Here is a 26,019-nt window from a genome sequence, read left to right as displayed (position 1 = left end):
CCATCAGAAGCGCATCGAAGCGCGCACTCCAAAGGTGCGGGGCGGGCGCAATTGATTATAGAGCACGCCATTCTTGACCGGGCTCTGGAAGCTGGCGGCAAAGATGGTGGTGTTTTCAAGGTTGTTGACGAAGGCCGTGAGCGAGTAGCGGCCGCCCGCGGGTTCGAACTGCAACCTTGCGTTGCTGGCCATATAGGCGCCCTGTCGTCCACCGGCCAGATAGTCGATAGAGACATAGCTGGCGCTTTGCACGCGCGTGTCGGCGCCCAGCGTGAGGCTGGCCCCGCTCTTCAGCGCGAACTTGTGTTCATAGGCCAGATTGACTGTCCAGTCCGGCGCATTGACCACCGGGCGGCCGGAGCAATCCACGCTGGAAATGGCCGCGCCCGCCGTGGCGGCAAGGCGCGAGGTGGGCGTGACCGCGCAGCCCACCGCCGGTGTGGCGCCCGATGAGGAATAGGCAAGATAGCCAAAGCTCTTGTAGCGGGCATGGAGCCACTGGATGTCGGCGGTGAACAGGTCATCGCTGGTCGGCTTGAACAGCACTTCGGCCTCGATGCCATAGAGCTTGGCCGCGCCCGCATTTTCCGTCAGGAAAACCGGAGCATAGACCGGCCCGCCGGGCGTGGTGGCCACCTGCACCGGCCCCAGATGCGACACCTGCTGGTTGCGGTAATCCCACCAGAAGGCCTCGACATTCAACTGCAGCCGGTTGTCGAGAAAGCGGTTCTTGGACCCGATAGTATAGGCGGTAAGATTTTCCGGCGCGGAATAATTCTGGCCCGCAGCGGCATAGAGCGCCCCCGACTTGAAACCTGTCGCAACCGAGGCATAGAGCAGGCTGCGCGGCGCGACATCATATTCCACGCCAGCCTTCCACGTCGCCTTGCGGAAATGCACGTCGGATGTGGCGACGGCCGGGATATTGGCGAAGATCGGCGTGAAATTGCCGGTGGCCGGGCTGACAAAGCCGACAAAGGGCATGGTGGTGAAATTGGTCAACTGCTGCTTGTGGTCGTCGGTATAGCGCAGGCCGCCCGTTACCCGGAACGAGGGCGCGACAGTCACGGTCGCCTGACCAAAGGCGGCAAGGCTCTTGGTATCGAGCAGGGAGTTGATCTGCAGCCCGTTGCTGCCCTGATCATAGCGCTGCCGGGCATCGACATGTTCGTCGAACCAATAGACGCCCGCCACCCAGTTGACCGGGCCGGAGCGGTTGGCAAGCCGCGCCTCAACCGAACCCTGACGCGATTTCTCGATGTCGCGGATCAGGAAGGCGGAGGCATAGGATTGGAAATCGAGATCGGTCTTGCGCCATGCCGGGATCACCGTCAGCGTGGCAAAGCCCAGATCGGCATTGGCGGTCAGCGCCGCGCCATAATAATTGTTGTTCTGAAAACCATCGTTTTTGGCGATGATCTGCGGAACCGGGGCGGTGGGGCTTTGCGCCAGATAGGCGGCCACCACCGCCGGATCGCTGGCGCCAAGGCGGCCATTGCCGATCAGGGGCATGATCGTGCCGCCCGAACCCTTGCCGCCCACATGGCCGTAATCCAGCATCAGCGTGGCGTTGATCCCGGCGCGGTTGTCGAACTTCAACTGGCCGCGCAGGGCGCCGGTGTTCTCGTCATCATAGCCATCGCTCATATAGCCGTCATGGCGGGCATATTGGCCCGACACGCGCGCGGCCCATTGCTCGCCCAGCGGCAGGTTGATCGCGGCGGAGGTTTTGAACGCATTGTAATTGCCATATTCGGCATTCACAAAGCCGCTCGTTTCGCCCAGCTTGGGCTTGGCGGTGATGACATTGAGCGCGCCGCCGCTGGCATTGCGGCCATAGAGCGTGCCCTGCGGCCCTTTGAGCGCCTCGATCCGTTCGAGATCATAGAACAGCGCGGCGGGCGCGGCCGGGCGCGACAGATAAATGCCGTCAAGGTTGAAGGCCACGCCCTGCTCGGCAAAGGCATTGGCGCCGAAACTGCCGATGCCGCGCATATAAATCTGTGTGAAGGAAGCCGCCGGGGCCACCTGCAGCGCGGGCACCAGACGCGAAAGGTCGGTGGCCTGCGTCACCGATTGCTTGACCAGCGTGTCACCACCCACGGCGCTGACGGCCAGAGCTGCCTTCTGCAGGTTTTCCTCACGCCGCTGGGCGGTCACGACAATGTCCTGCAAACCGGCGCTCTGGCCCTCATTCGGCGCCGGATTTTGGCCCTGCGCCAGCGCGGGACCGGCAATCAAGGCAGAGGCCATCAGCATATATTTCAGGTGCATAACCTGTCTCCCCATGTGTTTTATGTGAAGAGAGGATGGCAAAGGCTTTTGTATAAAGGAAATATTTTGTATTTATCGAATGGATAACGAAAGCAAATCAACTAATGCGATTCAAGGGTCTCGATCTCAACCTGCTTCAGGTCCTCGACATGCTGATCGATCAGCGCAGCGTCACCCGCGCGGCCCAATTGCTGCATGTCAGCCAGCCCGCGATCAGCGCCGCGCTGGCACGGCTGCGGCTGCATTTCGAAGATCCGCTGCTGGTGCAGCATGGCAAGCGGATGATCCCGACGGCCTTTGCCCTGCGGCTGCAACCGGGCGTCAAATCGGTGCTGGGCGATCTGGAAGCGCTGGTCAACACGCCCGCCCATTTCGATCCGGCCACTTCCACGCGCCGGTTTCGGGTGATGGCCTCGGATTTCATTTTGGTCGCGGTGCTGGGCGATTTGTTGCCGCAAATCGAGCAGGAGGCGCCCGATGTGCGCCTGGATATCGTTTCGCCCCATGACAATGCGATTGCCATGCTGGAGGGCGGCGACGTCGACCTGCTGATCACCCCGCGCGATTATGTCAGCGACCGCCACCCTGCGGTCAATTTCTTTCAGGAGCGGCATGTGGTGGCCGGTTGGGCTGAAAACCCGTTGGTCCAGCGTGCGCCCGGTCTGGAGGATCTGCAGGCCGCGCGGTTCATATCGGTGCTGATCGGGCGCTCCGTCACTTCGTCCTTTGCCAATCACCAGCTTGCGCTTCAGGGCGTCACCATCAAAAATGCGCTGACGACCACCACTTTTGGCGTGGTGCCCCAATTGCTGGTGGGGACAGGGCGACTGGCGATCCTGCATGAATCGCTGGCGCGCAAGGCTGCCCAGCATCTGCCCATCCGTTACTGGCCGCTGCCCGTGGCCATTCCCGACATGCATGAGGCGATCCAATGCCATCGCGCACGGGCCAATGATCCCGCGATGGTCTGGCTGATCGATCGCCTGACGCAATGGTCGGCCGCCGTGATGGCGGAAAGGATGCCCGCTCTGCCGGCAGATATTGCAGTGTCTCCGGGCGCATGATTGATAGATTGCAGGATGAGCGAAAGGGTGCTTCGCCTCGCGCGGAACGATCAGGCATCCTTGCGCCGAGCCAATTTCGCGCTGCTTTCAATGTGTCGTTCGCATCAGGAACACGACATAACCAAGAAACGCCCGCTCCCCAGCCAAATCGGTTGGCGGATTCCATGCGCCGCCTTGCACCAGCGCAACGCGGAACGGGATCGGAAATCCGCGCATCTTGCGGAAATAGGCCTCGTAACCGGGAATTGTCTGGCGGCCCTGATAGGTCTGGATCACAACCTCGTCGATCACCGAACGCAGAGCGCGCAATTCCTGCGGATCGCCATGCGCGCTCCAGTCCATAAGACCGGTTATTGACAGGCGCCATTGCGCGGGCAACCGGGCGCGCAGATTGGTCAGAAACTGACGATAGCGGCCGATCCCATGGGTGGCTGCATCAAAGTCCACCTGAAGCCCGACCACATTGTTGCCTGCCATGCGCCAGCGGTCGAGGTCGGCAATCAAAGCCGCTTCGACACTTTCATTCCAATCCAGCCGCTCCACCCGTACCACAAGCCATAGCGGCGTAGGGGAGAGCTTCGGGACCCCCGGGCGGAGCCGCAGGAACCGGGGAGGTCCGCCGCGCCGCACCTCGCCGTCGAGCAGATACAGCAATTTCGGCCGGAGATCGGCCGATGGGCTCACCCCCGGCCACAGATAGAACGAAGCATAATGGCGCGGATCGACCGTCTGCCCTGATGCAGGCGGCGGCGGGGCCTGGCGGCACCCCGCCAACAGCATCGACACCATCAGGGCAAGGACGCGCCTCACCAGTAGTAACGCAGCGTCTTGGCCCATGGGCTGTCGGGATAGCGTCGCTTCAGTTCGAGGAACCACGCCTGCCGCTGCGATTTGGCGACCGATGCCTTGTTCATCGCGTCCGCGGTCAGGAACACGCCCGCGCATTCATTGTAGCCGCCCGGCGCATAGCACATCACCGACCGATAGAGCGCATAGGCGCGCTCGTCCGGGGTGGCCTGCGGATCGGCCAGGATGGCGGCATAGATCGCATCGCGGCGCAGCGGCGCGCCCGGAAATCGATCAGGCGCATTGCCCAAAGTCTCAGGGCCGACAGAGATGCCCCATACCATCCTCGCGGTGCTGAGAGGCGCGAAAGTATCGAATCCGTTGAGGCGCCAGAAATCGCCCAGACACAGCCGGGCGGGCCGATCGAGCGGCGAGCGGGCCAGCGTCGCCGCAGTTTGAGCCAGCGGCGGGCAGGCAAAGCCATCGGACCATTTGCCATGGGCGAACAGCCCGACCGCGACCGGATTCTCGCCCGCGAAATCGTAGAGTGTCCCCGGCGGCGCCCCTGTGGGAACCAAGGCCACATCACGCACGAAATCGGCATAGGCACCGTGCGACAGGCTCTTATAGAGCAGGATGAAACGGGCGATGTCGCGCTCGTGCTCCGGCCGACCGGTGTTGGCGGCCTCGGCGCGCAGGATCGACGGCGGCGCGATGGTCTGGAGCAGGATCTCGCGCGTCATCTGGTCTTCGATCGGCGATCCGGGCGCGAATATCAGGTCCAGCCGGTCCTGACGCTGCCAGTGGACGGCAAGGCCCAATTCGGCAAAGGGACGCTGATAGAGCGGCCGGCCCGCCGCGATCAGCCCGGCCCAGAAACCCGCCTCACCCGCATCGCGGCTATCGGCCAGCGCCATGCCGCGCAGGACCTGTCGGCTGAAGGCCAGCGGAGTTGCGCCGGGCGTATGCGTGTCTGCGGGAATGGCGGCCAGAATGCTGGCAGAAGGTTCGCCCGAATAATAGGCATGTGTCGCCTGAAGGAAAGCAAACAGGTCGGGGCGGCCGCCGAATACGGCTTTCTGGGCTGCAAGTTCATTGGCGCTGAGCGGCAGCTTGGCGGGCCCGGCCGGATCTGTCGATGGCGCGGTTTCGCTGTATGAACGGGCCTTGCGCATCTGTCGCATGTCGGTGACGGCCAGCAGCAGCGGCATGTCGCCCGCCCGGCGAATGACGTCATCGGCCTTGCCTTCGGCCAGCAGCTTGCCGTCAATTTCCTCGGCAAGATCGGCGGCCGCTTCGCTGTCCGGGGGCGTGGTGGCGGCCAGATGCTCATATGAGTGGGCCAGTTCCGCCATATCGCCCCGCAGCCACAGCACCCGCCGTGTCAGGCCCTGCGCCGAGGCGGTATAACGGCCATGCGGCCATGCCTTGAGATAAGCGGCAATGGCGCGTCCAGCCTCCACGGCGGCGCCGACATCGACTTTACCGCCATCGAAATTGCCATATTGGTCGGTTGCCCCCGCCGCCGCATGTTGAAGGGCAATGCGGATCGGCATGTAGGCAGAGGTTTCGGCCACCCACGGATCCCGAGCCCGCGTCAATGTGGCAAAACCATCGCGCGCGGCCTGCCAGTCGGCGGCATGGAAAGCCGCAGCTGCCTTGAGATAGGCGAGAAATTCCCTGCCTTGCGCACTGTTCACCGTCACCGCCCAGTCCACGGGTCCGCAGCCGACCTTGGCACGCAGAGCCAGCAGGGTGCTCCTTTCGCTGACCGGCACGGCGGCATTGGCCGCCAGCGCCGCTGCGAATTCCGCCTGCCCCGGGGCCGCGCAAGCCGGGTCGCCTCTTGCCGATGTATCATCCGTCGGCTGCGGATGGGGCCAAAGGGCGGCGCGCATGGATGACCATGTCAGGAAACTGTGGCCGAGCTGCTCCGTGGCCCAATCCGGTTCGGGATAGGCCGCGCCCGTGTCGCCCACCGGATGCAGGCTGCGCATCAGCCAGAGCAGGTTGATCCGGGTGTCGTTGCCCGGCGCGATAGCCGGACGACCGACCTCGTCATACTCCGGCGCCGCCAGACGCCAGACCGGGTAACTGGTGACATCCGCGCAGGCCCATGCGAGACCGGCAAAACCGAGCAACGCTGCGCCCGTCATCGCCGCATGGAAGGCCTTTCGAGAGGATAAGCGACCGGTTTTCCTCACCTTTTGGAAAAACACCATGCTTCGCCCCCTGCCGTTCATGATGGGACAGTAGCGGCCAAGGGACATGCTGACAATGCATCGGACCGGGCAATTTCCGGCATGGCGCAGCGCCGGATCACACGCCATGGATGGGGCGAACAGCAAGCCCGGCAATCGGCTGCTTTCTTCCATCGCTGTTCTGATGGTATGGAAAGCCTATGCCTCGTAGTCGCTATCATCACTTCGCCTGGTATCACGGCACGGAACTGTTCGAAGCCGCCTTCAGCAACCAGACATTTGCCCGCCACGCGCATGAGGGTTTTGCCATCGGCGCGATTGTCGATGGCGCAGGGGGCTATGTCTGCCGCGGAGAGAGCATGGTGCTCCCGACCGGATCGCTTTCGCTGATGAACCCCCAGGAGCCGCATACCGGCCATGCCGCCGCAGGTCAGGTGCGATACAGCATGCTTTATGCCGACGAAGACGCCGTAAGGGCGATACTGGGTCTGCGGGTGCTGAGGGGTTTTCCAGAAATAGCCACGCCTGACCGCGACCTGAAGGTGTCACGGGCCTTGGCGCGGTTGACCAACTGCCTCCGTGTGCCGGGCGCTCCGGACTACCGACTGGTTGTCGAGGAGGCGGTCCATGACGTTTTGGCGCTGACTTTCGCCCATTATGCCCGGGCCGAACTGCGCCAGCCCGGCCGAGAACCTGTCGCCATTCAAAGAATGATGGACCGCATCCGATCCGGCGTCGAAACCGGCGAGGCCCTGACGCTGGCTGACCTTGCCGTCGACACCGGCTGGACCCCGTCCTATCTTATCCGCGCAACCGTGCGGGCTACAGGCATGACGCCGCACGGCCATGTGCTGCGCGCGCGCGTCGATTTTGCCCGGCATCTGCTGCTGGCGGGGATCCCTTCGGCGCAAGCGGCGCTTGCCGCTGGTTTCAGCGATCAGGCGCATATGATCCGCCACTTCCGTCGCTATCTGGGCGTCACGCCGGGCGCGCTTATCCGCCACTGAGCAGGTCAATTTCGTTCAATCCCTGCGTTCCTTTTGCTGCGAGCAAGGCGGCGAAAGGAACTGTCCCCATGTCTTCATGCCCCGCCCCCGATCACCCCGCCAACCGATCGGGAAGGTCCTGATGCTGCCGCCTGTCGAAACGCTGTTGGCAATGAGCAGCTTTGCGCTGGCAGGTTCGGCAACACCGGGACCGGTCAATATCATCGGCGCCATGACGGGTACGCGGTACGGCACCGTCCGGGCTCTCCCTTTCGTGACCGGCGCGACGGTCAGCTTCCTCGCGCTGCTGTTGATCTGCGGCACGGGCATGCTGGCGCAGGCCGGATCGATCCTGACGGTTGCGCGGCCGATGACGCTGCTCGGCTCGGCCTATCTGCTATGGATGGCATGGGGGCTGGCGCGCAGCGACGGCGCGATCGGAGCGGCGCGGGCGCGCTCCATTCCGGGCTTCTGGTCCGGCGTGATGGTGCAGGGACTCAATCCCAAGGCATGGCTGGTCGTGCTCTCGGCCCTCTCCACCTTCATTCTGCCGCTCAGAGATCCGCGCGGAGGGTTGATGGCTTTCGTGATCCTGTCTGGCGTGATCTGCTGGCCATCGCTGGCGCTCTGGGCCTGGGGAGGTTCGCGCGTCCCCCAGGGATCGATGCGCCTGTTCAATCGCACCATGGCCTTGGCCCTGCTCATCTCCGTCGGCTATATCCTATGGCATGGGTTGTGATGAACCGCCGGCGCGCCGCCCCGTTTGGCTCGGACTGTGGCGCCCAGCCTCTGATCGCACCGGCCTCGGGGGACAGTGTTTACAGCAGCGCCGCTCTCTTCATCGCCAATTGGGCAATCATATCGCCCAGCAGATAGGTTGCCCTGTCCCGCGTCCATGCCTGGCCCGATTGCATGTCATATTCGACCGGCAAGGATATGCCGCTGATCGCTGCCGCTCTCAGGCCGACGGATTGCGACATCAGGATGCAGCGTTTGACGTGATCGCGATGGCCGACAATGCCCACGCGGCCCAATGCCTGGGCACCGCCCGCAAGGCGCAGGACGGCTTTGGCGACGCCTTCGGTGCTCAGATAGACGATTTTTCCATCCGGGCCTCGCTCCGGGTAAATCGGAATGACGCGCTCCATGTGAAAGGTCTCTTGCAGGATCGTCGCGATTTCCCATTGCGCATAAACCGGCACGTCCTTGATCGCGCGAATTTCGCCTACGGCCTGGGCAAGTCGGGCGTTGATCGGGCCGGGCACCGATCCGTCCGGCCCTGGACTTTGGCCCTTGGCGCCGGTTTCCGGAATGCGGTTGCCGAAGCTGTAGGCGATGAGCGCGTCGGCATCCCCTGCGGGCATTTGGGGATAGGTCCAAAGCATCGTCGCCTCGAACACAAGCGGCGCCAGCTTTCGTGCCACGCTTTCGCTGCCCAGTTCCTGGGCCATGTGCGTGACCATCAGCTCTTCCAGACCTGCTTTCGGGCCGACACCGGCCAGCGCCTCGGCGGTGGTGGCTGTGGCGCCCATGATGGCCGCCGTCGCGCCTTTGATGAGAGTACGGCGTGTCGTCATGGTTCCATCCCCGATATTGGCAAAATCCTGATCATGGCGCCGAAAGACCCGGAGCCGGATCACGGCGCGCCGGCCGGACGATAGGCGCCGCTTGTGCCGCGGCCCGATCCTTCCTCCCTGTCACCTCCACGGGCAGGCCGCCGCAGCGGTTGCCGGTCCGCATCGTGTTGCACAGGCTGGCCGCATGGCCGGGGAGACCGACGCTGAAGCCGCCGGGAAAGCGCGGATCGGCCCAGAGATAGTCGGTGGAAACCACCTGCGCGCCGGAATGCAGGGCCGTGTCGCGATGGGCGGTGTCATTGTTGCGGGCCTGCCATGTGCCTTCGTCGGCGCGGGTGCGCACCAGAAAACCGGCCTTCACATCGCGGGCGATGCGCTCTGCGTCCTCCACCGGCCTGTTCAGGGTCAGATAGGCGGCGGCGGGCGATTGCTCGTCGGTGTTGATAAACATCACGCGCCCTTCCAGCGACGAGCGATGCCCGCGATAGAGGGCTACCTTCTCGGGCGTTTCGTCCAGCGCGAAAAGGATGCGCCCGCGCGCCGCGCCCAGCCGGGGCCAGTTGTTGTGCAGGACCGCCTCGCGCAAGGTGGGATAATGGCCCTGCACATCGTCAGGCGTCAGCAATTGCGCGGCGGGCAGGACCGCGCGCACTTCGGCGTCCAGCGCGTCGAAGGCTGCCTCGTCGAAGGAAAGCAGCGGTGTGCGCCCCGGTGCTGTCCTGCCGTCCTTGGCGTTGATGAGGACAGTGATGGGGGCATGGCGGGGATGCGCGCGCGACCAGTCGCGCAAGAGGCCAAGACAGGCCTTGAACGTGATGCAGCTGGAGCGGAAATCGACATCGGGCACATGCTGCACCTTGAAGTCGGGCTGCTGCATGGCCTGCACCCAGCCCGGATCCAGCGCCGTTTGTGTCCGCGCAGCGATTTGGGGATGGGCATAGCGGCCCCCCTGCGGATCATAGACCACATCGATCTCGATCTCGCGCGCGCCGAAATCGAGCTGGGCGGCAAGGGACTTGTGGGCATAGTCCAGTTCCTGCGCCGCCTTGGGATCAGCACCGGCGATCAGCCGGTAATCGGCGGGAGGAATGGCGCGTTTGTAGCTGTTGTGCGTCCCTACCGTCAGCAGATCGTTGACCCGCAGATTGGTATCCATCCAGCGCTCTGCGCAGCCGCGCCCGGCATGGGCCACGTCCGGCGCGTCCAGACGGCAGGCGCCGGGGCGGGCTGCCGCCGCCGGGGCCGCAGCGGTCGCCACCATGGCCAAGGCCATGGCGACGCCGCCGCGCAAAAATTTGCCTTTCATCGCAAGGGCGCCTTTCAGAACTTGACCTGGGCAAAGGCGCCGACCGTGCGATAGGCATCGGGCGAGGTGTAATGCAGCAGGCCCAGCGCGCCATAGATCTGCCATCCGGTCGAGAAATACTGGTTGAACAGGTTGCGGGCATAGATGCCCAGTTCCACCTTGTCATTGGCGCGGGCCAGTGTGATCCGCCCGTTCACCAGACCATAGCCCGGCACATAGGAATAGCTGGCATTGGGTGTCTTGGTGCCGTCGGGATTGGTGACGGCGGGCGCGGTGATATTGCCCAGCATCGCGCCGGTCACAGTCTGCAGATCGGAGCGATAGACATATTCCACATGCGCTTTGATGTCGAATTTGTCATTGATCGGCGCGTTGTAATCGGCGGCGATCGTCGACATCCAGCGCGGCGCGTTGGTCAGGCGCGTGCCGGTGTAATTGGCATTGGCGCCGGCCACATAATCGGTGAATTTGGCATCGGTATAGGTCAGGGCGCCCGACAGCGACAGGCTGTGCGTGGGCTTGACCGCCACCTGCGCCTCAAAGCCCCGGCTGCGCAGGCCCGGCGCATTGCCGATGGCCGAAGCCAGAATGAACCCGCCCACGCCCGTTGAAACCGGGGTCAGGATCGTGGCCTGGAAATTGGTGTATTTCGAGGAGAAGACATCGAAATTGACGCGCAGGCGGTGGTTGAAGAATTCCCCTTTTTCGCCGATTTCCCAGCTCTTTACCGATTCCGGATTATAGGGGTCATACTTGTTGCCGACAAAGGCCACGCCGCCCGGCTTGTAGCCGGTCGAATAGGTGGCATAGAACATCACATTCCGGTTGAGCTGGAAGGTGGGCGCGATGCGATAGGTGAAGCGCTGCGAGGATTTCACACCATAGCGGAAATCGGCCGTCGGCGCCGTGCCGGTGGCGATGAAATTGACCGGGCTGCCCAGAATCGCCACCGGGTCGAAATTGGGATAGCTGATCGTCTGGTCGTTGCGGTCATAGTTATAGCGCCCGCCCAGCGTCAGGCTGAGCCGCGAAGTGGGGTTGAACTTGACCTGACCAAAGGCGGCCAGCGTTTCGTTATGCGCGTTGAACTGCACCGCATTGCCCAGCAACTTGCCGGTCACGGGATCATTGGCGCCGGTATTGGCGTAAAGCGTGCTGATCATCTGGCCGTTGACGATCAGCGGACTGGTGCCCAGCGGCCCCCATTGCACCTGCGTCTGGTTGGCGTGCAGGCGGTTGTAAAAGCCGCCGATCAGATATTCGACAAAACCGCCGGTGGGCGAGGCCAGATGCACTTCCTCGCTGAATTTGTCGGTCTTCAACCGGCCCGAATTGTACGAAATATAGGAATAGGCGTCATTGGGCAGCAGGTCGGCGGGCGTGTCGTTGCCATAGGCGGTTTCGCGATAGGCGGTGATCGAGGTCAGCGTATGATCGCCCAGTTTATAGGCGACATGCAGCGAGCCGCCCTGATTGGTGGTGCTGATCGAGCCCAGAAAGCCATCGGCCGTATCGACATTGCGCGGCCCCGGCGTCACGCCCAGCGCGATCTGCGCGGCGGTGACGGCGGCAGTGGGGGCAAAGCTGGTGCCCGCCGGACCGCCCACGGCGGTGCGCACGGATGTGTCGAAGTGATGAGTATATTCGCCCGCCAGAATGACTTCCAGATCCGGCGCAGGTTGCCACAGCAATTTGCCGCGCACGCCGAATTCATCGACACGCCCCAAATTGCGGTTGAGCGTGACATAGCGCCCCTTGCCGTCCTGTCCGACATCGAAAGCGCTGATGCGCAGCGCTGCTTTCTGGCCCAGCGGAATGTTGATCGTGCCGTTGATCGTGCGGTCATTGCGTTCGCCATAGCTGGCATAGACCTTGCCCGAAAAATCGTTCAGCTTGGGCTTGACGGTGGTGATGGCGATCACGCCCGAGGTGGAGTTCTTGCCGAACAGCGTGCCCTGCGGCCCCATCAGCACATCGACGCGCTCGATATCGACAAGGCCGGTGATGCCCAGATCGCGCTGGGCGTCCATCACCACATCATCGACCACCACATTGACCGATTTGGCATTTGAAAAGTCAAACGAGGTCGAACCCACGCCGCGGATCTGGAACGCCGCGCCCTGCGTCGGATCATAGGTCAGTCCTGGCGTGGTGTATTGCAGGTCGGTCAGCGACTGATAACCGCTGTTCTGCAAGGCGTCCCCGCTCAGCGAGATGATCGAGATGGGAACATTCTGCATCTTTTCCTGGCGCCGCTCGGCCGTAACGAGGATCTGATCGAGCGCGGGCGCGGCATCGGCAGCAGGGGCATCGGCCGCGCGGGCCGCGACGGGAACGACGGTCATGGCCGTGGCGGCAAGCAGCAAGGCAGGCGTGAGAGAAGCCGGGCGGCGGAAACTGGTCATGATTCGAAACCCCAAGTTGCGTTGGGGGGCGATTAGACGCTGGAGATGACAATTCAGAGACGATTGTTCAGCTTAAAAAACAGATTTTACCTTTTTAAAAATACGAGTGTTCAGCTCAATGGACGGCGTGGCCTCGCTCGTTTCGACACAGAGCGCCCGGCGTAGCAGGAAAGTGCAGCCGATGGCCGCCACCAGAATGACAGCTGCCAGCGCGCCGGTCAGCCAGGCGAGGCCAAGCCCCCTGTCGCCCATCGCCGCCATCGCGTGAAACAACAGGGCTGTGCCGATCATCGCGCCAAGATTGAAGGGCAGATGAAAACCGGCATAGAAAGCGGCCGCGGGAGCATCGCCGCCGTGCTGCCGATCCCGATCCAGCCTTTGCCCCAACAACACGCGCAGCAGCATGAAATCCACTGCCATCGTGGCCCCTGTGCCGCAGGACCAAAGGATCAAAGGCAGGATTTGCCCCGGCGGCAGCCATGGCAGAACAAGTGCCAGCCCGAGATTGAGCACAAACACAACTATCAGCATACGCAGCGGGGCGACGGCGCGAAGCAGGCCCGGCGCGATGCCAGTTCCGATCATCGCCGCCAGCGCCTGCGCCAGAATGCCCGGCGTGCCCCATTCGGCCAAATCGAGGCGCTGGCGGGCGATGAAGAGAAAGCTGCTGCCGATAACGGCCATATGCGCGCCCACCAGCAGGAACAGCGCGGCCAGCCAACAGTCTGCCGCAGAAGCCATAAGGACGCGAGACGGTTTGAGCGCGCTCCCCCAATCCGGTCTGGAGGGCACCATGGTCGGCCTCTCCTTCACACGCCAGATCAGCCAGCCATGGACCAGAGGCGATCCGGCCAGCGTCAGCCAGAGGAGGACATGGAAATCGTCCATGCCATGATGATCGTGGCGGCTCCACAGCAGCGCGGCGGCAAACAGGATGGAGCCCGCCATACCCGCCTGCGCGCGGGCGCCGAAAATCCGTCCGCGCGCCGGTACGCCGCTGGACCGTTCCAGCGCCCATGCACCATGGGCGAGGTTGGAAAGGACCCAGCCGCTGGCCCAAGGCAGAAGGCCGAGCAACCAGCCCAGGACCGTGCGATTTTGCGGCATGAGCCAAAGTATCAGGCCGCCGACACCTTGCAGCGCCATGCCTGTCATCACCCAGAAGCTGCGCCGCCGATGGGGATCGGGGGCCAGATCGCAGACCATCCCGAAGAGCACCTCGACAACAATGCCCCAGCCGCCCACAATGGTCAGGATCAGCCCGGCTTTGGCCACATTCAGCCCCGCCGCTCCCACCAGAAGCACCGGCAGATAGGTTTTGCGCGCCAGTTCATAACCGGAAAAGACGAAACTGGGCAGCGACAGCGCCAGCATTTCGGCATGGTCAGCGACCCGGCTGGAGGCCTGATCCTCCTGCATCACAGGCATGAGGCCCTCTCAGCGGCATACCTCGGCCAGACGGGTAAAGGCCGCATGAAGAACCTCATCCTCATCAAGCCCGCGCGCCATGGCCACCATGCGCATACCGAACAGGGCCACGGAAACCACCTGAGACGTGGTGCGATCCGCAATCCGCCCATGGGGCAGGCCCATGTCCCACAGCACCGAGGTGACGATATTTTCGCCGCGACGGCGCCGCATGTCGAGCGCATGAGGCCCCAGTCCGGGATGCCGGGCGGCGGCGATGGCAATGATCGAGGTTGCCCTGACCAGATCGCGGGAGGAGGCGTAATTGGCATGAAAGGGATGCGGCCGACCAAAGTTTTCGGCCAGATTGTGCCGGAAATTCGTGACAACCGCATGAAGGGCGGCCACCATCAGTTCATCGCGCGTGCCAAAATGATAGACCACGGTGGAGGCGGGCGTTCCGGCTGCCGCTGCGGCGGATCGATGGGTCAGCGCTTCCAGCCCGCAGGTGACGATCAGCCGCCCGGCCTGTGCCGCAATCAGCCCCCTCTTGCTGCGGTCGGGCGTATCGGGATAGGTTTGATCGGGTTCAAGCGCGGCGATCCACTGCTCCAGATGGCGGCCTTTTCCAATATCCTCGTCGGGATCGGGATAGATGCCGCCGGTGAAACGGTGCAGGCACAGGGCACGCAACATGCGATAGGCTGGTTTGGCATGGGCAAACAGCGAAAAACCGCCCTCGTCAAGGATATAGCCCAGCGCCGCATCGGCCTGACGCGGATCGCCAAACAGCACGTCGGCCCAGAACAGCCCCACCGCGTCCAGCCATGCGCCCAGAGCGGGGGGGCACTCTGCCCGTCGCCCGGCATCCTGCACCATATCAATCAGCAGGCAGGCGAGGGCGCGATGCCCAACAATCCAGTCGTCAAGAATGGTTTCGGCCAGCACGGCGCGCAGGCCGGGTCCTACCGGCGCCATCGCCTCAAGACGCCTCAGCCAGCTTTCGCGAAACAGGCGGTCCTGCCCCATCGCATAGTCGATGACCTGCGTCAGCAACTGCTCTTTCGACCCCATGGTCTGGGTCAGGGCATTCAGGCTCATACCGACCTTTTCGGCCAGCGGGCGCAGCGTCAATTCGGCAAGGCCATGAGAAGCGATCAGTTCCAGCGCCGAGGCGATGACGGATTGCGCGCCATGTGTTTCATCGACAGAAGTCATCAGCGTCCCGGGCGTTTGCAGGAATGTTTCCTCTAGTGGGAGCCTGTGGATTTGTCACCGGGCATGATGCCCGCTACATCGCGCTTTCCTGCGCTGTGGCCAAAGGCGAACGCACTGGCCACGCCGTATCCGGCGTCGGAAAAGGGGGATGGAACAATGAGCCGCAAACGGATCTTCGTCAGTCTGGCCGTCACTACATGGGCCAATGTCCTTTCCGGGACGGCCGTTCATGCCGCCGCGCCGCCCGAGGAAAGCCCCGCCGGTGCCTGCGCGGGGCTGGCGGGCATGTCGATCCCCGCTTCGAAAATCGGACTGCCGACCACGGGTGCGGTGGTCAGCACCGCGCGGCTTGTCCTGCCGGACTCATCGAACCCCAATGGCGAATTCTGCGAGGTGAGGGGCTTCATTCTGCCCGCGTCCACGGATGCGCCGAAGATGGAGTTTGAGGTCAACCTCCCAACCGCCTGGAACCGCAAAGCCGTCCAGTTCGGCGGCGGCGGTTTCGACGGTGTGCTGGTCACGGGCCTGGGCCATGCGGCGCTGCAGCCGGATTCGGTCCGCAATCCTCTGGCGCAAGGGTATGTTACTCTTGGCAGCGACGGCGGACACAAGGGAACAGCCGGTTTTGACGGCAGTTTCGCCCTCAATGACGAAGCCTTGCTGAATTTCGGTCAGCAATCGGTCAAAAAAGCCCATGATGCGGCCATGGCCATCATCACCGCGCGATACGGCCGCGCCCCCAAGCGCTTCTATTTCATCGGCGCGTCGCAAGGCGGCCACGAGGCGCTTGATGCCGCGGCGCGTTATCCCGCCGATTATGACGGCGTGGTGGCCAGTTATCCGGCCTATAATGTGACCATGCTGCATCTGGGATCATGGAATGTCGGCATGGCTCTCTATGAAAATGGCGGAGCAGGATGGCTGAACCCTGCCAAAACCAAGCTGCTTACCGATGCTGTCTATGCCGCTTGCGACAGTCTTGACGGGGCCAAAGACGGGATCATCAGCAATGTGAAGGGCTGCAACAAGCGGTTCAGCATCGCGACCGTTCGGGCCACTTTGCGCTGCGCCGATGGCAAAGACACTGGGGATGCATGCCTTTCGGACGCTCAGATTGCGGCGGTGGAAAAGATTACCTCCCCGTTCCGCCCCGGCTTCCCGATTTCCGGTTCCGAGGTGTTTGCGCGCTGGGCGCTGCTGGAAGGTGCCCTGTTCCACGGGCCTTCGACGCTGGGCTCGCGGCCCGTTCCCGCCAATCCCCCGACTGCGGCCGATCCGCTGCTCTACAACGCCGGTTCGGGCACCATAAAATATGTGATTACACGTCAGCCGGGGTTCGATCCGCTCACCTTCAGGCCCGATGAGTGGAAAGCGCGTGTGCAACAGTCGGGACAGATCATGGACGTGACCGATGTCGACCTGACGCCATTTCGGCGCAAGGGCGGCAAGATCATTTTGACCCATGGCACCATTGATGACTTCATCACCCCGCACAACAGCGAGGCCTATTATGAGCGACAGCTCGCTCGCCATGGCAAGGCCAATCTTCCATCCTTCATGCGCTTCTATGTGATTCCCGGCTTTGGTCACGGATTTGGCCTGTTCAGCGCCCGGTTTGATGGGCTCGCCGCGATTGACCGCTGGGCGGAAACGGGTCGTGCGCCGGAACGGCCGATTGCGGTTGATGCCAACAAGGACCAGCATCGTACGCGGCCCATGTGCGAATTTGGCTCCTGGCCGCGCTATCGCGGAACCGGTTCGGTGGACAGCGCCGCCAGCTTCACTTGCGTGAAGAATTAGCGGAACTTTCCAGGCGTCTCGTCGGTGATTTCCGGCTAATCCATGGCGCGGCCTTCCAAGGCGGCGCCATGATGCGGGTCAATCGACCAAGGCCGCCTTCACAGCCTGGGCCAGCACGCCGCTGTCCACTGCCTGCGCCGAAAGATCAGAGGGCTCAAAGGGCTTGAGCATCAGTTTGGAACGCAGCATGGCATAGCCATAGATCGCCGACCAGAAGGCCATCACCCGCACCGAAGTCTCCACCGGCGCATGGGCGGGCAAAGCGGCCTGCATCACATTGAGCAAGGTGCGATAGGCGCGATCCTGACAGGCGAGCAGCGCGGGATCGATTTCGGGCGAGGTCAATTCGCTTTCATACATCAGCTCGACAAGGCGGGGCTGGCGCGCGGCAAAATCCAGAAAGGCCTCACCCAGCGCCAGCAGTTGATCGGCCACCGGGGCGGGACTGTCGGCGATGGCGCTCGCGTCTGTGTTGAGTTCCGCGAAACCTTCGATGGCCACGGCCAGCAACAAGGCCCGCCGGTCGGTAAAATGGTAATAGGGCGCGGCCGTGCTGACCCCCACCTGCTGGGCCAGAGAGCGCAGCGACAAGGACAGGTGTCCATGTTCGGCCACATGCGCCCGCGCAGCGGCCAGCAGGTCACGACGCAGGTCTTCCTTGTGATATGTTTTTGCCTTGGCCACCTTGCGCTCCTGTTACCGGCCTTTCCCTACCAAGACTGGCGCTGGCTGCAAGGCCGGAGGAAGCGCTCTTGCCATCTATTTTAGCATCGCTTAGATAGCTCAATCTTAGCAATGCTAGATTCGGTGCCCAAGGGCATTTGAGGAGAGAGAAGATGGCACAATCGAAAGGGCGCATCGCGATTGTCGGTGCGGGGCCTGGCGGGATGGCCGCCGCGCTGGCCTGCCTGCGGCTGGGCTTTGAGGTCACGCTGTTTGAACGCGCAGGCGAGATCAGGGCGGCGGGCAACATCCTGAACCTGTGGCCCCCGCCCCAAAAGGTGCTCAAGCTGATCGGCGTTGATACCGAGGATCTGGGCGCGCCCTGCCACACCTATTTCGAAAGCCGCACAGGCAAACGCCGCGCCGATGTCCTGCTGCCACCTGAAGTCGAGGCGGAATATGGCGGCGGCTTTATCGGCCTGTTGCGCTGGGGCCTGTATCAGCGGATGATCGACGCCATCCCGCCCGAGGTGATCAAGCTGGGCCATGAACTGGTCAGGATCGACGATTACGGCGCGGGCGTGCGCCTGACCTTTGCCAATGGCGCGACCCATGAGGCCGATGTGCTGATCGGCGCGGATGGCATCAACTCCTTCGTGCGCGGCCATCTGTGGGGTGTGAAGCCGATCCGGCATCAGCGCCTGCATCTGGTGGGCGGCTATCTGTTTCTGGATCGGGAACCCGAGGGCGTCGGCATCATCGCCCATAATCGCACCACGCAGGTCAGCTACACGCCGATCCGTCACGAGGGCAAATGGGGCTATGAATGGTGGGTGCTGGAGGCCTGCGATCCGGCGGCCCCGGCGCCGCGCGACCTGATCGGTTTCTGCAAGGCGCGGGTGGAGGGATTTTCCAAGACGGTGCGCGATCTGATCGATGCCACGCCGGTGGAACATATGCAGCGCTGGGAAATCCGCGACCGTCCGCCGCTGAAGCAATGGTCCAAGGGGCGCATCACGCTGGTGGGCGATGCTGCGCATCCTACCTCTCCCTATGCCGCCTATGGCGCGGGCATGTCGATCGAGGATGGCTATTTCCTCGCCCGCGAACTGGCGGCGGTTGATATGGCCGATACGGCAGCAGTGCGGGCTGCGCTGCTTTGCTTTGAACAGCGGCGCATTCCCCATACGATACAGGTGACGCAAGGCGCCTATTACACCGGCAAGATCTTTCATCACTGCCCGGCATTCCTGCGCCCGATCCGCGACTGGATTTTCGACCACACGCCCTTTCTGCAAAAGATGGTGGGCGATGAAATGCCCAAACACATCCTCTCGCAATTGGCCGAGATCGAGGATGGCCAACCCTATATTCCCACCCACAAACGAAAGGCTGCGGCATGAGCGGCTTCCAATATGGCGTATCGCTCTACAGCTATACCGATGACATCGGCACGGTGATGGGGCTGGATGAGGCGCTCGAACATGTGGCCGACACCGGCGCCACCGGCATCGAGATCCTGAGTGAGAGCCACATTCCCGCCTATCCCCGGCCCGACACGGCATGGATAGACCACTGGTTCGCCCGGTTGGAGAGGCTTAAGCTGGTTCCCACCAATATGGCGTGCTGGGTCGATACCAGCATCACCCTCAACCATAACCGTACCGAGGAGGAAGGAGCAGCCCAACTGGCGCAGGATCTGCGTCTGGCCCATCTGCTCGGCTTCCGCTTCATCCGCCCCAAGTTCGGGGTGATAGACGAGGAACTGACCCCGCATCCGATCTGGCGCGGGGCGGTGGAGCGTGTGCTGGATCTGGCCGATGAACTGAACATCACCATCATCCCGGAAATCCATGCGCCCACCCCGATCCGCCATCCGGTGACCGAGGCCTATGTCGATTTCATCCAGAAGACCGGCACCCGGCACTTCGGCCTGCTGATCGACACCGGCATCTTTCAGGATCGCCCGCTGCCCTATTGGCCGGGGGAAACGCCGGAAATCCGCAAGGCCGCGCTCAGCTTTCTTGACGGCATCAAGGTGCCGGTCGAACATCTGGCCGAGGTGATCGACTATGTGCCCTTCATCCAGGCCAAGTTCCACCACATCGACGAGAAGCTGCACGATCACCATATCCCGTGGGATCGGATCGTGCCGATGCTCAAGAAGCTGAATTATAAAGGCTATCTCTCCAGCGAATATGAAGGCGTGCGCGACCCATGGGTGGCCATTGAGCAGGTGCGCCGCCAGCATTGCCTTATCCGCCGCCTCGAACGCGAAACGGAGCTTTCCCATGCCTGAGCGCAGCATCATCCAGTCCAGCGGCTTTGCCAATACCGAGGCAGGCTTCACCCTGCGGCTGCGCCAGCCCAACTATCGCGGCCTGCGCCTCAGCCTGATCGAGGGGATCGACATCACCGTCGACGGGCAAACCTATCCGGCCGAGGCCAACAGCATCCTGCTGCGCGGCGAGGTTTATTCCCATGCCGCCATGGCCGGGGCGATCGAGACGTGGTGGAATGTGGGCGAAACCATCGCGGTGCAGGTGGCAAAGCCGGACGGTCTGTCGGCGGGAGTGCATGAAGTGGGCTGCACCCTGCGGCTGCGGCATCCCTATTTTCCTCCGCAGTTCCAGCCCGCCTTTGTACGCGAAACCCGCCACATCACCATCATCCAACCATAACATACCAAAAGGGAGGGGCCGCGATGGCCACCGCATTTACCAAGCCGGCGCCTGTTGCGGGACCGGCGCAGGGGGTTCTCGTCATTCTGGCGGGGTTTCTGCCCATTCTGGCCATCGTTGCCCTTACTCCCGCCGTGCCCAATATGGTGGGGCATTTCGCAGGCGTGGCCGGTGCCACCACGCTGGTGCCCTTGGCCGTGACCGCGCCGGGGCTGATGATCGCGCTGTTCTCGCCCGTGATGGGCTGGCTCGCGGATCGTTATGGCAGGCGCGTCCTGCTGATCTGGGCGACATTCATCTATGGCTTTGTCGGCGTGGCGCCCTATTTTCTGGAAAGTCTGGCCGCGATCTTTGCCACCCGCCTTGCGCTTGGCCTGTGCGAGGCGGCGATCCTGACGATCACCAACACGCTGATTGCCGATTATTACCCCGAAGCGGGCCGCCGCAACTGGCTGATGGCGCAGGCCGCCATTGGCCCGATATTCGGCGTAACGGTGCTGATCGGATCGGGCCAGTTGGCGGCGTTTGACTGGCACCTGCCGTTCCTTATCTATGCGGTGGCGCTGCCGATTGCCGGGGCCATGGCGATCTTGCTGTTCGAACCGGCCCACCAGCGGGCCAGCAGCGCCGCCAGCAGCGAAACCTTCCCCACACGTCACATTGCGGTTTGCGGCGGCGTGACGCTGTTTGGGGCCTCGCTCTATTACGTTTATATCGTCCAGATCGGGCTGGCCTTTGAGGGCATCGGCCTCCACGCGGCGGACAAGGTCGGCATGCTGGTCGGCCTTGCCAATATCGGCGTGTTTCTGGGTGGGTTGGCGTTCAAACCTTTGTCCATCCGGCTTGGCGTTGCGGGACAGATCGCCGCGTTCCTCGGCTTTATGGGGGCGGGAATGCTGGGCATCGGTCTTGCCGCCGATATCGCCACGATGACGGGTTTTGCCATGATCGAGCAATTCGGCGCGGGCATCCTGATTCCGGCGCTGGTACTGTGGGCGATGCAGGGCGTCGCGCCCCAGCATCGCGGGCGCGCCATGGGCATCTGGAGCGCCTGCTTCTTCCTCGGCCAGTTCACCAGCCCGCTGGCGGTCTCATTGGTGCGGCTGAGCGGGGCCGGCATCGGCGGCGCCTTTGCCTGGTTGGGAGGGCTGGCGGTCATCTGCGCCGGTGTCGCGGTTTTGCGGGCAAGGTAGCAATGGCCGAAAAGGGGCGATCATGCCTCCTGAAACGGCGACGCCCCGCCGACCCCGAGTTTTTCAAGAAACAATTCGGCCGCCCGCGAAAGATAGCCATTGCTGCGCCGATAGATGCAGAAATGGCGCGGCAAAGTCAGGGCGGGAATGTCGAGCGCCACCAGGGAATCGGCCGCGATCTGGTCGCGGACCACCGGCCATGGCAGCCAGCCCAGCAGTCCGGTGGTTTGCAGCAGGGCGATCTGGGCGGCGATGGAATTGGTTTCAATCGCGATTTCCGGCATGGCGGCGCCCGCTTGGGCGATCAGGCCGTCAAAATAATGGCGCGGCGTCCGGCCCTTGTTGAGCATGACCCAGCGCTGTTGCAGGACATCGGCAAGCTGCGGCTTTTCCGGCAGCAGGCGGGCTGTGGCGCGGTTGCAGCAGACGGTGAAATGATCGCCCTCGCCGCAAGGCCCAAGCGGCCTGATGCCTTCGTAGACCAGACCTTCGCTGCCGATCATCAGGTCGATTCGGCGCTCGGCAAGTGCTTCGGTCAATTCGCCATCGGCTGCTTCGAACACTTCGACGCTGACTTGCGGGGCCGCGATCAGAAGCGCGCTGATCGCCTCGGCCACCGTGGCATAGATGGCCGAGGCGATCGCTCCAACGCGCACGCGGCTGCCCCGCAAGCCGTCGAGTTCGACCAGCGCCTCGCGGGCCTGCTGCATGTCGAAGGTCAGTTGCCTTGCAAAGCGGAGCAGGATGTCGCCCGCGATGGTGGGCGTCATGCCCTTGCTGTGGCGTTCGAACAACTGGCGGCCCAGGCGCAGTTCCATGTCATGGATCATCCGGCTCAGCGCGGGTTGGCTCATATTGACCTGATCGGCGGCGCGGCCAAGGCTGCCGCTGTCGGCAATCGCCACGATGGCGCGCAGGCGCTGTTCATCGAAAGTCATGCGGATTTAGTATGCCTTCCATCCATAATTGCAATGGATGATATGGACCGGCCCTCTTATCCTCGCGCCAAAGAGACGGTGAAGGGCAGCGAAGGATACCGGCTATGGCCACAGTCAGGGATGTCACCACGGATCTGCTGCGCAAACTGGGCATGACCCATGTTTTCGGTAATCCCGGTTCGACCGAATTGCCGATGTTCCGCGATTTTCCAGCCGATTTCCGTTATATACTCGGGCTTCAGGAATCGGTGGCGGTGGCCATGGCCGATGGCCACGCGCAGGCCACGCGCAATGCCGCGCTGGTCAATCTGCACAGTTCGGCCGGGACCGGCCATGCGCTGGGCAATCTGTTCACCGCGTTCAAAAATCAGGCTCCGCTGGTGGTGACCGCAGGCCAGCAGGCGCGTTCGATCCTGCCGTTCGAGCCTTTTCTTTTTGCTGAAAGACCCTGTGAATTTCCCCGGCCCTTTGTGAAATGGTCCTGCGAACCGGCCCGCGCCGCCGATGTGCCGCGCGCGATCCTGCGCGGATACCGGATTGCCATGACCCCGCCTTGCGGGCCGGTGTTCATCTCGGTGCCGGTGGATGACTGGGATCAACCATGCGACCCGCTCGATTTCGGCACGCTTGCCGCCGGCAATCCCGGCGATCCGGGCGAATTGGCGCAATTGGCCCAAGCCCTGACGAAAGCGCATGCCCCGGCGCTGGTGCTGGGCGCAGGATGCGCGCGGCAACAGGCGTGGCGCGCGGCCATCGATCTGGCCGAGGCGCAGGGTATGGCGGCCTATGTCGCCCCCTTTGCCAGCCGGAATGTGTTTCCCGAAGACCATCGCCTGTTCCGGGGCTTTCTGGCGGCCTCGCGGGAATCCATTGTCGAGACGCTGCGACAGCACGATCTGGTGATCGCGGTGGGCGGACCGCTCAACCTCTATCACACCGAAGGCGATGGCCCGCATCTGCCGCAAGGCACCAGCGTCTGGCTGATCGCCGAGGACCCCAATCTGCTGTCATTCGCGCCGTCGGACCGGGCCATTCTGGCCGATCCGCGCCTTGCGCTGGAAACGGTGGGGCGGCTGGTCGCGCCGCCCGCATCGCGCGCCGGTGTCCTGCCGCGTCCTCCGGCGCCGCTTGTTGCGCGGGACGGTCCCGGTTTGAATGATGCCTGCGTGATGGAGGCGATTGCCCGCCTGCGCCCCGCCGGATCGGTCGTGGTCGAGGAGGCGCCCTCCAGTCGGCCGGTCATGCAGCGCCATCTGCCCATGCTCGAACCGGACACATTCTACACCACGGCGGGCGGCGGGCTCGGCTATGCCCTGCCGGCCTCGGTCGGCATCGCGCTGGCGCGCAAGGAAGACAAGGTGATCGCGCTGCTGGGCGATGGTTCGGCGATGTATGCGATTCAGGGCCTGTTTGCGGCCGCGCGTGAGGAAACGCCTGTCAGTTTCCTCATCCTCAACAACCGGTCCTATGCCGCGCTGCGACAGTTTGGCAGCCATTTCGGATTGGAACGGGTCGAAGGCACGGATCTGGAAGGGCTGGATTTTTGCGCCCTTGCCCAAGGGCACGGGGTGGCCGCAAGGCGCGCGGCGACATCGGCCGAGCTTGACGAGGCCTTGCAGTGGTCCTTTACCTGTCCCTTGCCCACTCTTGTCGAAATCATGGTGGCGTGATGCAGAGCGACGCGACGGGCCATCAGCGCTTCCGCCTTGCCGCCCTGATCGACGACAGACCGGAGGAGGGCATATTCCGCGTCAACCGCGCGCTGTTTCGCGATGCGGCGCTGTTCGATCTGGAAATGCGATATGTCTTTGAAGGCGGGTGGGTGTTTGTCGGCATGGCGACGCAGGCCGAAAACCCGCATGACTTTTTCACCGCCAACATCGGCCGGGTGCCGGTCATCGTCAGCCGCGACGGCGAAGGCCAGTTGCATTGTTTCATCAATGCCTGTCCGCATAAGGGCGTGCGGCTGGTCCAGCGTCAGTGCGGACAGGCGCGGCACCATGTCTGCCCCTATCACAGCTGGACCTTTGACAGCGCGGGGGCCAATCGCGGCATCAAATGGGAAAAGCGCGGCTGTTATGGTCAAGGTTTCGCGGGTGAGGACCACAATCTGGCCCGTGTGGCGCGTTTTGGCGAATATCGCGGTTTTCTCTTTGCCAGCCTGAATGCGGACGTACCCTCGCTCGACAATCATTTGGGCGAGGCGCGCAAGCTGATTGATCTGGTGGTCGACAAGAGCCCGGAAGGGGTGGAACTCGTGCCGGGCCGTGTGCGCTTCACCTATGCCGCCAATTGGAAGATGCAGCTTGAGAACTGCTCGGACCAGTATCATTTCACCTCGACCCATCCCAGCTATATCCGCATCCTGAGCGAACGCGCGCTTGAAGAAACCTCGCAGGTGGTGACCGCGAGTCTGAGCAATGCCGATTTCTGGAAGGAGGATGCCGACGGCGTGACCGGCGGCACCTATTCGTTCGAGCATGGCCATGTGCTTAACTGGGGGCTGATGGGCGTCAGCGCGGCTTTGCCCGAGTATGAAAGGGCCGATGCGCTGGCTGAAGAGCTGGGCGTGGCCCGGCGCAACTGGATTTTCAACATGCGGAACCTGACCCTGTTTCCCAATCTCCAGATCGCCGAAAACGCCTCCAGTCAGTTGCGGATGATCCGGCCCATCGCGCCCGATCTGACCGAAATGCAGACATGGTGCATCGCGCCGCGCGGCGAGAGCGCCCGCGCGCGGGCGCTGCGGATCCGGCAATATGAGGACTTCTTCAATCCCACCGGCATGGCAACGCCTGATGATACGGTATGCTATGAAGAGGCCCAGACCGGTATGGCGCAGCAGGCCAACGGGTGGCTGCAAGGCCATGCGCGCGGGCTAGCCGCGAGTGTGGAAGGCGGCAATGACTTTTCCGACGCCTTGGACATGAAGCCTGCCCGCAGCGTTCTGGCCGACGCGCAATTGTGCGATGAAAGCCTGTTCCGCACCTACTATCGCGCCTGGGCACAGCGCATGGCGGCCGTGCTGTCATGAGCGGGCAGTTTGCCGAACTTCTCGCACGTGAGGCTTTGCTGCTGGATCGCGGCGCGTTTCAGGAATGGTTGGAGCTTTATACCCTCGATTGCCTGTTCTGGATGCCCGCATGGCGCGATGACGGTACACAGACCGATGATCCAGATCGTGAGCTTTCGCTGATCTATTATCGGGGGCGCCGCAACCTGGAGGACCGGATCAGGCGCGTGCAATCGGGCCTGTCGGTGGCCTCGTCGGTCATGCCGCGCGTCTCGCATATGATCGGCAATGTGCTGGTGGAGGAGGCGGATGCGGCAAGGGCGCGCATCGCCTCGGTGTTCAACGTCCATGTTCATGACGTGCGCACCGGCCGCGCCCATGTGTTCTTCGGGCGTTACGAGCATGAGTTCGTCCGCATCGAGGGGCGCTGGATGATCGCGGGCAAGATTATCCGCCTGATGAATGACACCATTCCCACCCTGCTCGATATTTACAGTATCTGAGGAC

22 protein-coding genes are annotated in these 26,019 nt (G+C 63.1%); 12 read left to right on the top strand and 10 right to left on the bottom strand.

Translation table 11 applies throughout. The features are described from left to right. Positions 1 to 3: 3 nt before the first annotated feature. Positions 4 to 2,274, bottom strand: a complete 2,271-nt coding sequence (locus BGP00_RS02090) for a TonB-dependent receptor (protein ID WP_292921759.1) — start codon at positions 2,272 to 2,274, stop codon at positions 4 to 6. Positions 2,275 to 2,378: 104 nt separating this feature from the next. On the opposite strand from BGP00_RS02090, the gene BGP00_RS02085 reads away from it, so the two are divergent. Continuing rightward, positions 2,379 to 3,338, top strand: a complete 960-nt coding sequence (locus BGP00_RS02085; RefSeq protein ID WP_168601648.1) for a LysR family transcriptional regulator — start codon at positions 2,379 to 2,381, stop codon at positions 3,336 to 3,338. 87 nt (positions 3,339 to 3,425) lie between these two features. Here the strand turns inward: BGP00_RS02085 and BGP00_RS02080 are convergent, their stop codons facing one another. Together BGP00_RS02080 and BGP00_RS02075 are read right to left on the bottom strand one after the other, a co-directional pair. Next, a complete protein-coding gene (locus BGP00_RS02080) occupies positions 3,426 to 4,148 on the bottom strand; it encodes a DUF3142 domain-containing protein (RefSeq protein ID WP_310013664.1) in 723 nt (240 codons plus the stop codon). Continuing rightward, positions 4,145 to 6,280, bottom strand: a complete 2,136-nt coding sequence (locus BGP00_RS02075) for a hypothetical protein (RefSeq protein ID WP_292921763.1) — start codon at positions 6,278 to 6,280, stop codon at positions 4,145 to 4,147. Before BGP00_RS02075 ends, BGP00_RS02080 begins: the two co-directional genes overlap by 4 nt. Positions 6,281 to 6,392: 112 nt before the next feature. Here BGP00_RS02075 and BGP00_RS02070 point away from each other — a divergent pair, with 112 nt between their 5' ends. The 3 genes from BGP00_RS02070 to BGP00_RS02060 all read left to right on the top strand — a co-directional run bounded on the left by BGP00_RS02070 (position 6,393) and on the right by BGP00_RS02060 (position 8,050). Next, a complete protein-coding gene (locus BGP00_RS02070) occupies positions 6,393 to 6,536 on the top strand; it encodes a hypothetical protein (protein WP_292921765.1) in 144 nt (47 codons plus the stop codon). Beyond that, the gene (locus BGP00_RS02065; RefSeq protein ID WP_168601652.1) at positions 6,526 to 7,332 is read left to right on the top strand and encodes an AraC family transcriptional regulator; all 807 of its coding nucleotides are present in this window, start codon (positions 6,526 to 6,528) and stop codon (positions 7,330 to 7,332) included. The genes BGP00_RS02070 and BGP00_RS02065 overlap by 11 nt, the downstream gene beginning before the upstream one ends. A 121-nt stretch (positions 7,333 to 7,453) precedes the next feature. Continuing rightward, the gene (locus tag BGP00_RS02060; RefSeq protein ID WP_292921766.1) at positions 7,454 to 8,050 is read left to right on the top strand and encodes a LysE family translocator; all 597 of its coding nucleotides are present in this window, start codon (positions 7,454 to 7,456) and stop codon (positions 8,048 to 8,050) included. 79 nt (positions 8,051 to 8,129) lie between these two features. Here BGP00_RS02060 and BGP00_RS02055 read toward each other — a convergent pair whose 3' ends face one another. The 5 genes from BGP00_RS02055 to BGP00_RS02035 all read right to left on the bottom strand — a co-directional run bounded on the left by BGP00_RS02055 (position 8,130) and on the right by BGP00_RS02035 (position 15,224). Further along, positions 8,130 to 8,888 carry a hypothetical protein gene (locus BGP00_RS02055; protein ID WP_292921767.1) on the bottom strand — a complete coding sequence of 253 codons (759 nt, stop codon included), beginning with the start codon at positions 8,886 to 8,888 and terminating at the stop codon, positions 8,130 to 8,132. A gap of 31 nt (positions 8,889 to 8,919) precedes the next feature. Then, positions 8,920 to 10,194 (bottom strand): phosphatidylinositol-specific phospholipase C1-like protein, encoded by a 1,275-nt coding sequence (locus BGP00_RS02050; RefSeq protein WP_292921768.1) that lies wholly within the window; start codon positions 10,192 to 10,194, stop codon positions 8,920 to 8,922. A 14-nt stretch (positions 10,195 to 10,208) separates the two neighbouring features. Next, positions 10,209 to 12,599, bottom strand: coding sequence for a TonB-dependent receptor (locus tag BGP00_RS02045; RefSeq protein WP_292921769.1), 2,391 nt, complete (start codon positions 12,597 to 12,599; stop codon positions 10,209 to 10,211). Positions 12,600 to 12,671: 72 nt separating this feature from the next. Beyond that, on the bottom strand, positions 12,672 to 14,027 hold the full coding sequence (locus BGP00_RS02040) for an MFS transporter (protein ID WP_292921770.1): 1,356 nt from the start codon (positions 14,025 to 14,027) through the stop codon (positions 12,672 to 12,674). 9 nt (positions 14,028 to 14,036) lie between these two features. Then, complete coding sequence (locus tag BGP00_RS02035; protein ID WP_292921771.1) at positions 14,037 to 15,224, bottom strand: TetR family transcriptional regulator; 1,188 nt, start codon at positions 15,222 to 15,224, stop codon at positions 14,037 to 14,039. A gap of 156 nt (positions 15,225 to 15,380) precedes the next feature. On the opposite strand from BGP00_RS02035, the gene BGP00_RS02030 reads away from it, so the two are divergent. Beyond that, positions 15,381 to 17,024: a tannase/feruloyl esterase family alpha/beta hydrolase gene (locus tag BGP00_RS02030; protein ID WP_292921772.1), complete on the top strand. Its 1,644-nt coding sequence runs from the start codon at positions 15,381 to 15,383 to the stop codon at positions 17,022 to 17,024. 78 nt (positions 17,025 to 17,102) lie between these two features. Here BGP00_RS02030 and BGP00_RS02025 read toward each other — a convergent pair whose 3' ends face one another. Beyond that, positions 17,103 to 17,708, bottom strand: coding sequence for a TetR/AcrR family transcriptional regulator (locus tag BGP00_RS02025; protein WP_292921773.1), 606 nt, complete (start codon positions 17,706 to 17,708; stop codon positions 17,103 to 17,105). Between the two features lie 152 nt (positions 17,709 to 17,860). Here BGP00_RS02025 and BGP00_RS02020 point away from each other — a divergent pair, with 152 nt between their 5' ends. Genes BGP00_RS02020 through BGP00_RS02005 form a run of 4 tightly spaced genes read left to right on the top strand, consistent with a single transcriptional unit; the run spans position 17,861 to position 21,561 of the window. After that, positions 17,861 to 19,090: an NAD(P)/FAD-dependent oxidoreductase gene (locus BGP00_RS02020; RefSeq protein WP_292921774.1), complete on the top strand. Its 1,230-nt coding sequence runs from the start codon at positions 17,861 to 17,863 to the stop codon at positions 19,088 to 19,090. Beyond that, positions 19,087 to 19,986: a TIM barrel protein gene (locus tag BGP00_RS02015; protein WP_292921775.1), complete on the top strand. Its 900-nt coding sequence runs from the start codon at positions 19,087 to 19,089 to the stop codon at positions 19,984 to 19,986. The genes BGP00_RS02020 and BGP00_RS02015 overlap by 4 nt, the downstream gene beginning before the upstream one ends. Further along, the gene (locus BGP00_RS02010) at positions 19,979 to 20,368 is read left to right on the top strand and encodes a DUF6379 domain-containing protein (RefSeq protein ID WP_292921776.1); all 390 of its coding nucleotides are present in this window, start codon (positions 19,979 to 19,981) and stop codon (positions 20,366 to 20,368) included. Before BGP00_RS02015 ends, BGP00_RS02010 begins: the two co-directional genes overlap by 8 nt. 23 nt (positions 20,369 to 20,391) lie before the next feature. Next, the gene (locus BGP00_RS02005) at positions 20,392 to 21,561 is read left to right on the top strand and encodes an MFS transporter (protein ID WP_292921777.1); all 1,170 of its coding nucleotides are present in this window, start codon (positions 20,392 to 20,394) and stop codon (positions 21,559 to 21,561) included. Positions 21,562 to 21,581: 20 nt separating this feature from the next. Here the strand turns inward: BGP00_RS02005 and BGP00_RS02000 are convergent, their stop codons facing one another. Continuing rightward, positions 21,582 to 22,499 carry a LysR family transcriptional regulator gene (locus tag BGP00_RS02000; protein WP_292921778.1) on the bottom strand — a complete coding sequence of 306 codons (918 nt, stop codon included), beginning with the start codon at positions 22,497 to 22,499 and terminating at the stop codon, positions 21,582 to 21,584. Between the two features lie 104 nt (positions 22,500 to 22,603). On the opposite strand from BGP00_RS02000, the gene mdlC reads away from it, so the two are divergent. The 3 genes from mdlC to BGP00_RS01985 are packed head-to-tail and all read left to right on the top strand — an operon-like array spanning position 22,604 to position 26,015. Then, positions 22,604 to 24,169: a benzoylformate decarboxylase gene (gene mdlC, locus BGP00_RS01995; RefSeq protein WP_292921779.1), complete on the top strand. Its 1,566-nt coding sequence runs from the start codon at positions 22,604 to 22,606 to the stop codon at positions 24,167 to 24,169. Continuing rightward, positions 24,169 to 25,533, top strand: coding sequence for an aromatic ring-hydroxylating dioxygenase subunit alpha (locus BGP00_RS01990; protein WP_292921832.1), 1,365 nt, complete (start codon positions 24,169 to 24,171; stop codon positions 25,531 to 25,533). Before mdlC ends, BGP00_RS01990 begins: the two co-directional genes overlap by 1 nt. Then, a complete protein-coding gene (locus BGP00_RS01985; protein ID WP_292921780.1) occupies positions 25,530 to 26,015 on the top strand; it encodes an aromatic-ring-hydroxylating dioxygenase subunit beta in 486 nt (161 codons plus the stop codon). Before BGP00_RS01990 ends, BGP00_RS01985 begins: the two co-directional genes overlap by 4 nt. Positions 26,016 to 26,019 lie beyond the last annotated feature (4 nt).

Origin of the sequence: Novosphingobium sp. 63-713 (genome assembly GCF_001898925.1) — a bacterium.
Lineage (GTDB): Bacteria > Pseudomonadota > Alphaproteobacteria > Sphingomonadales > Sphingomonadaceae > Novosphingobium.
This window is presented reverse-complemented; position numbering and strand designations above follow the sequence as displayed.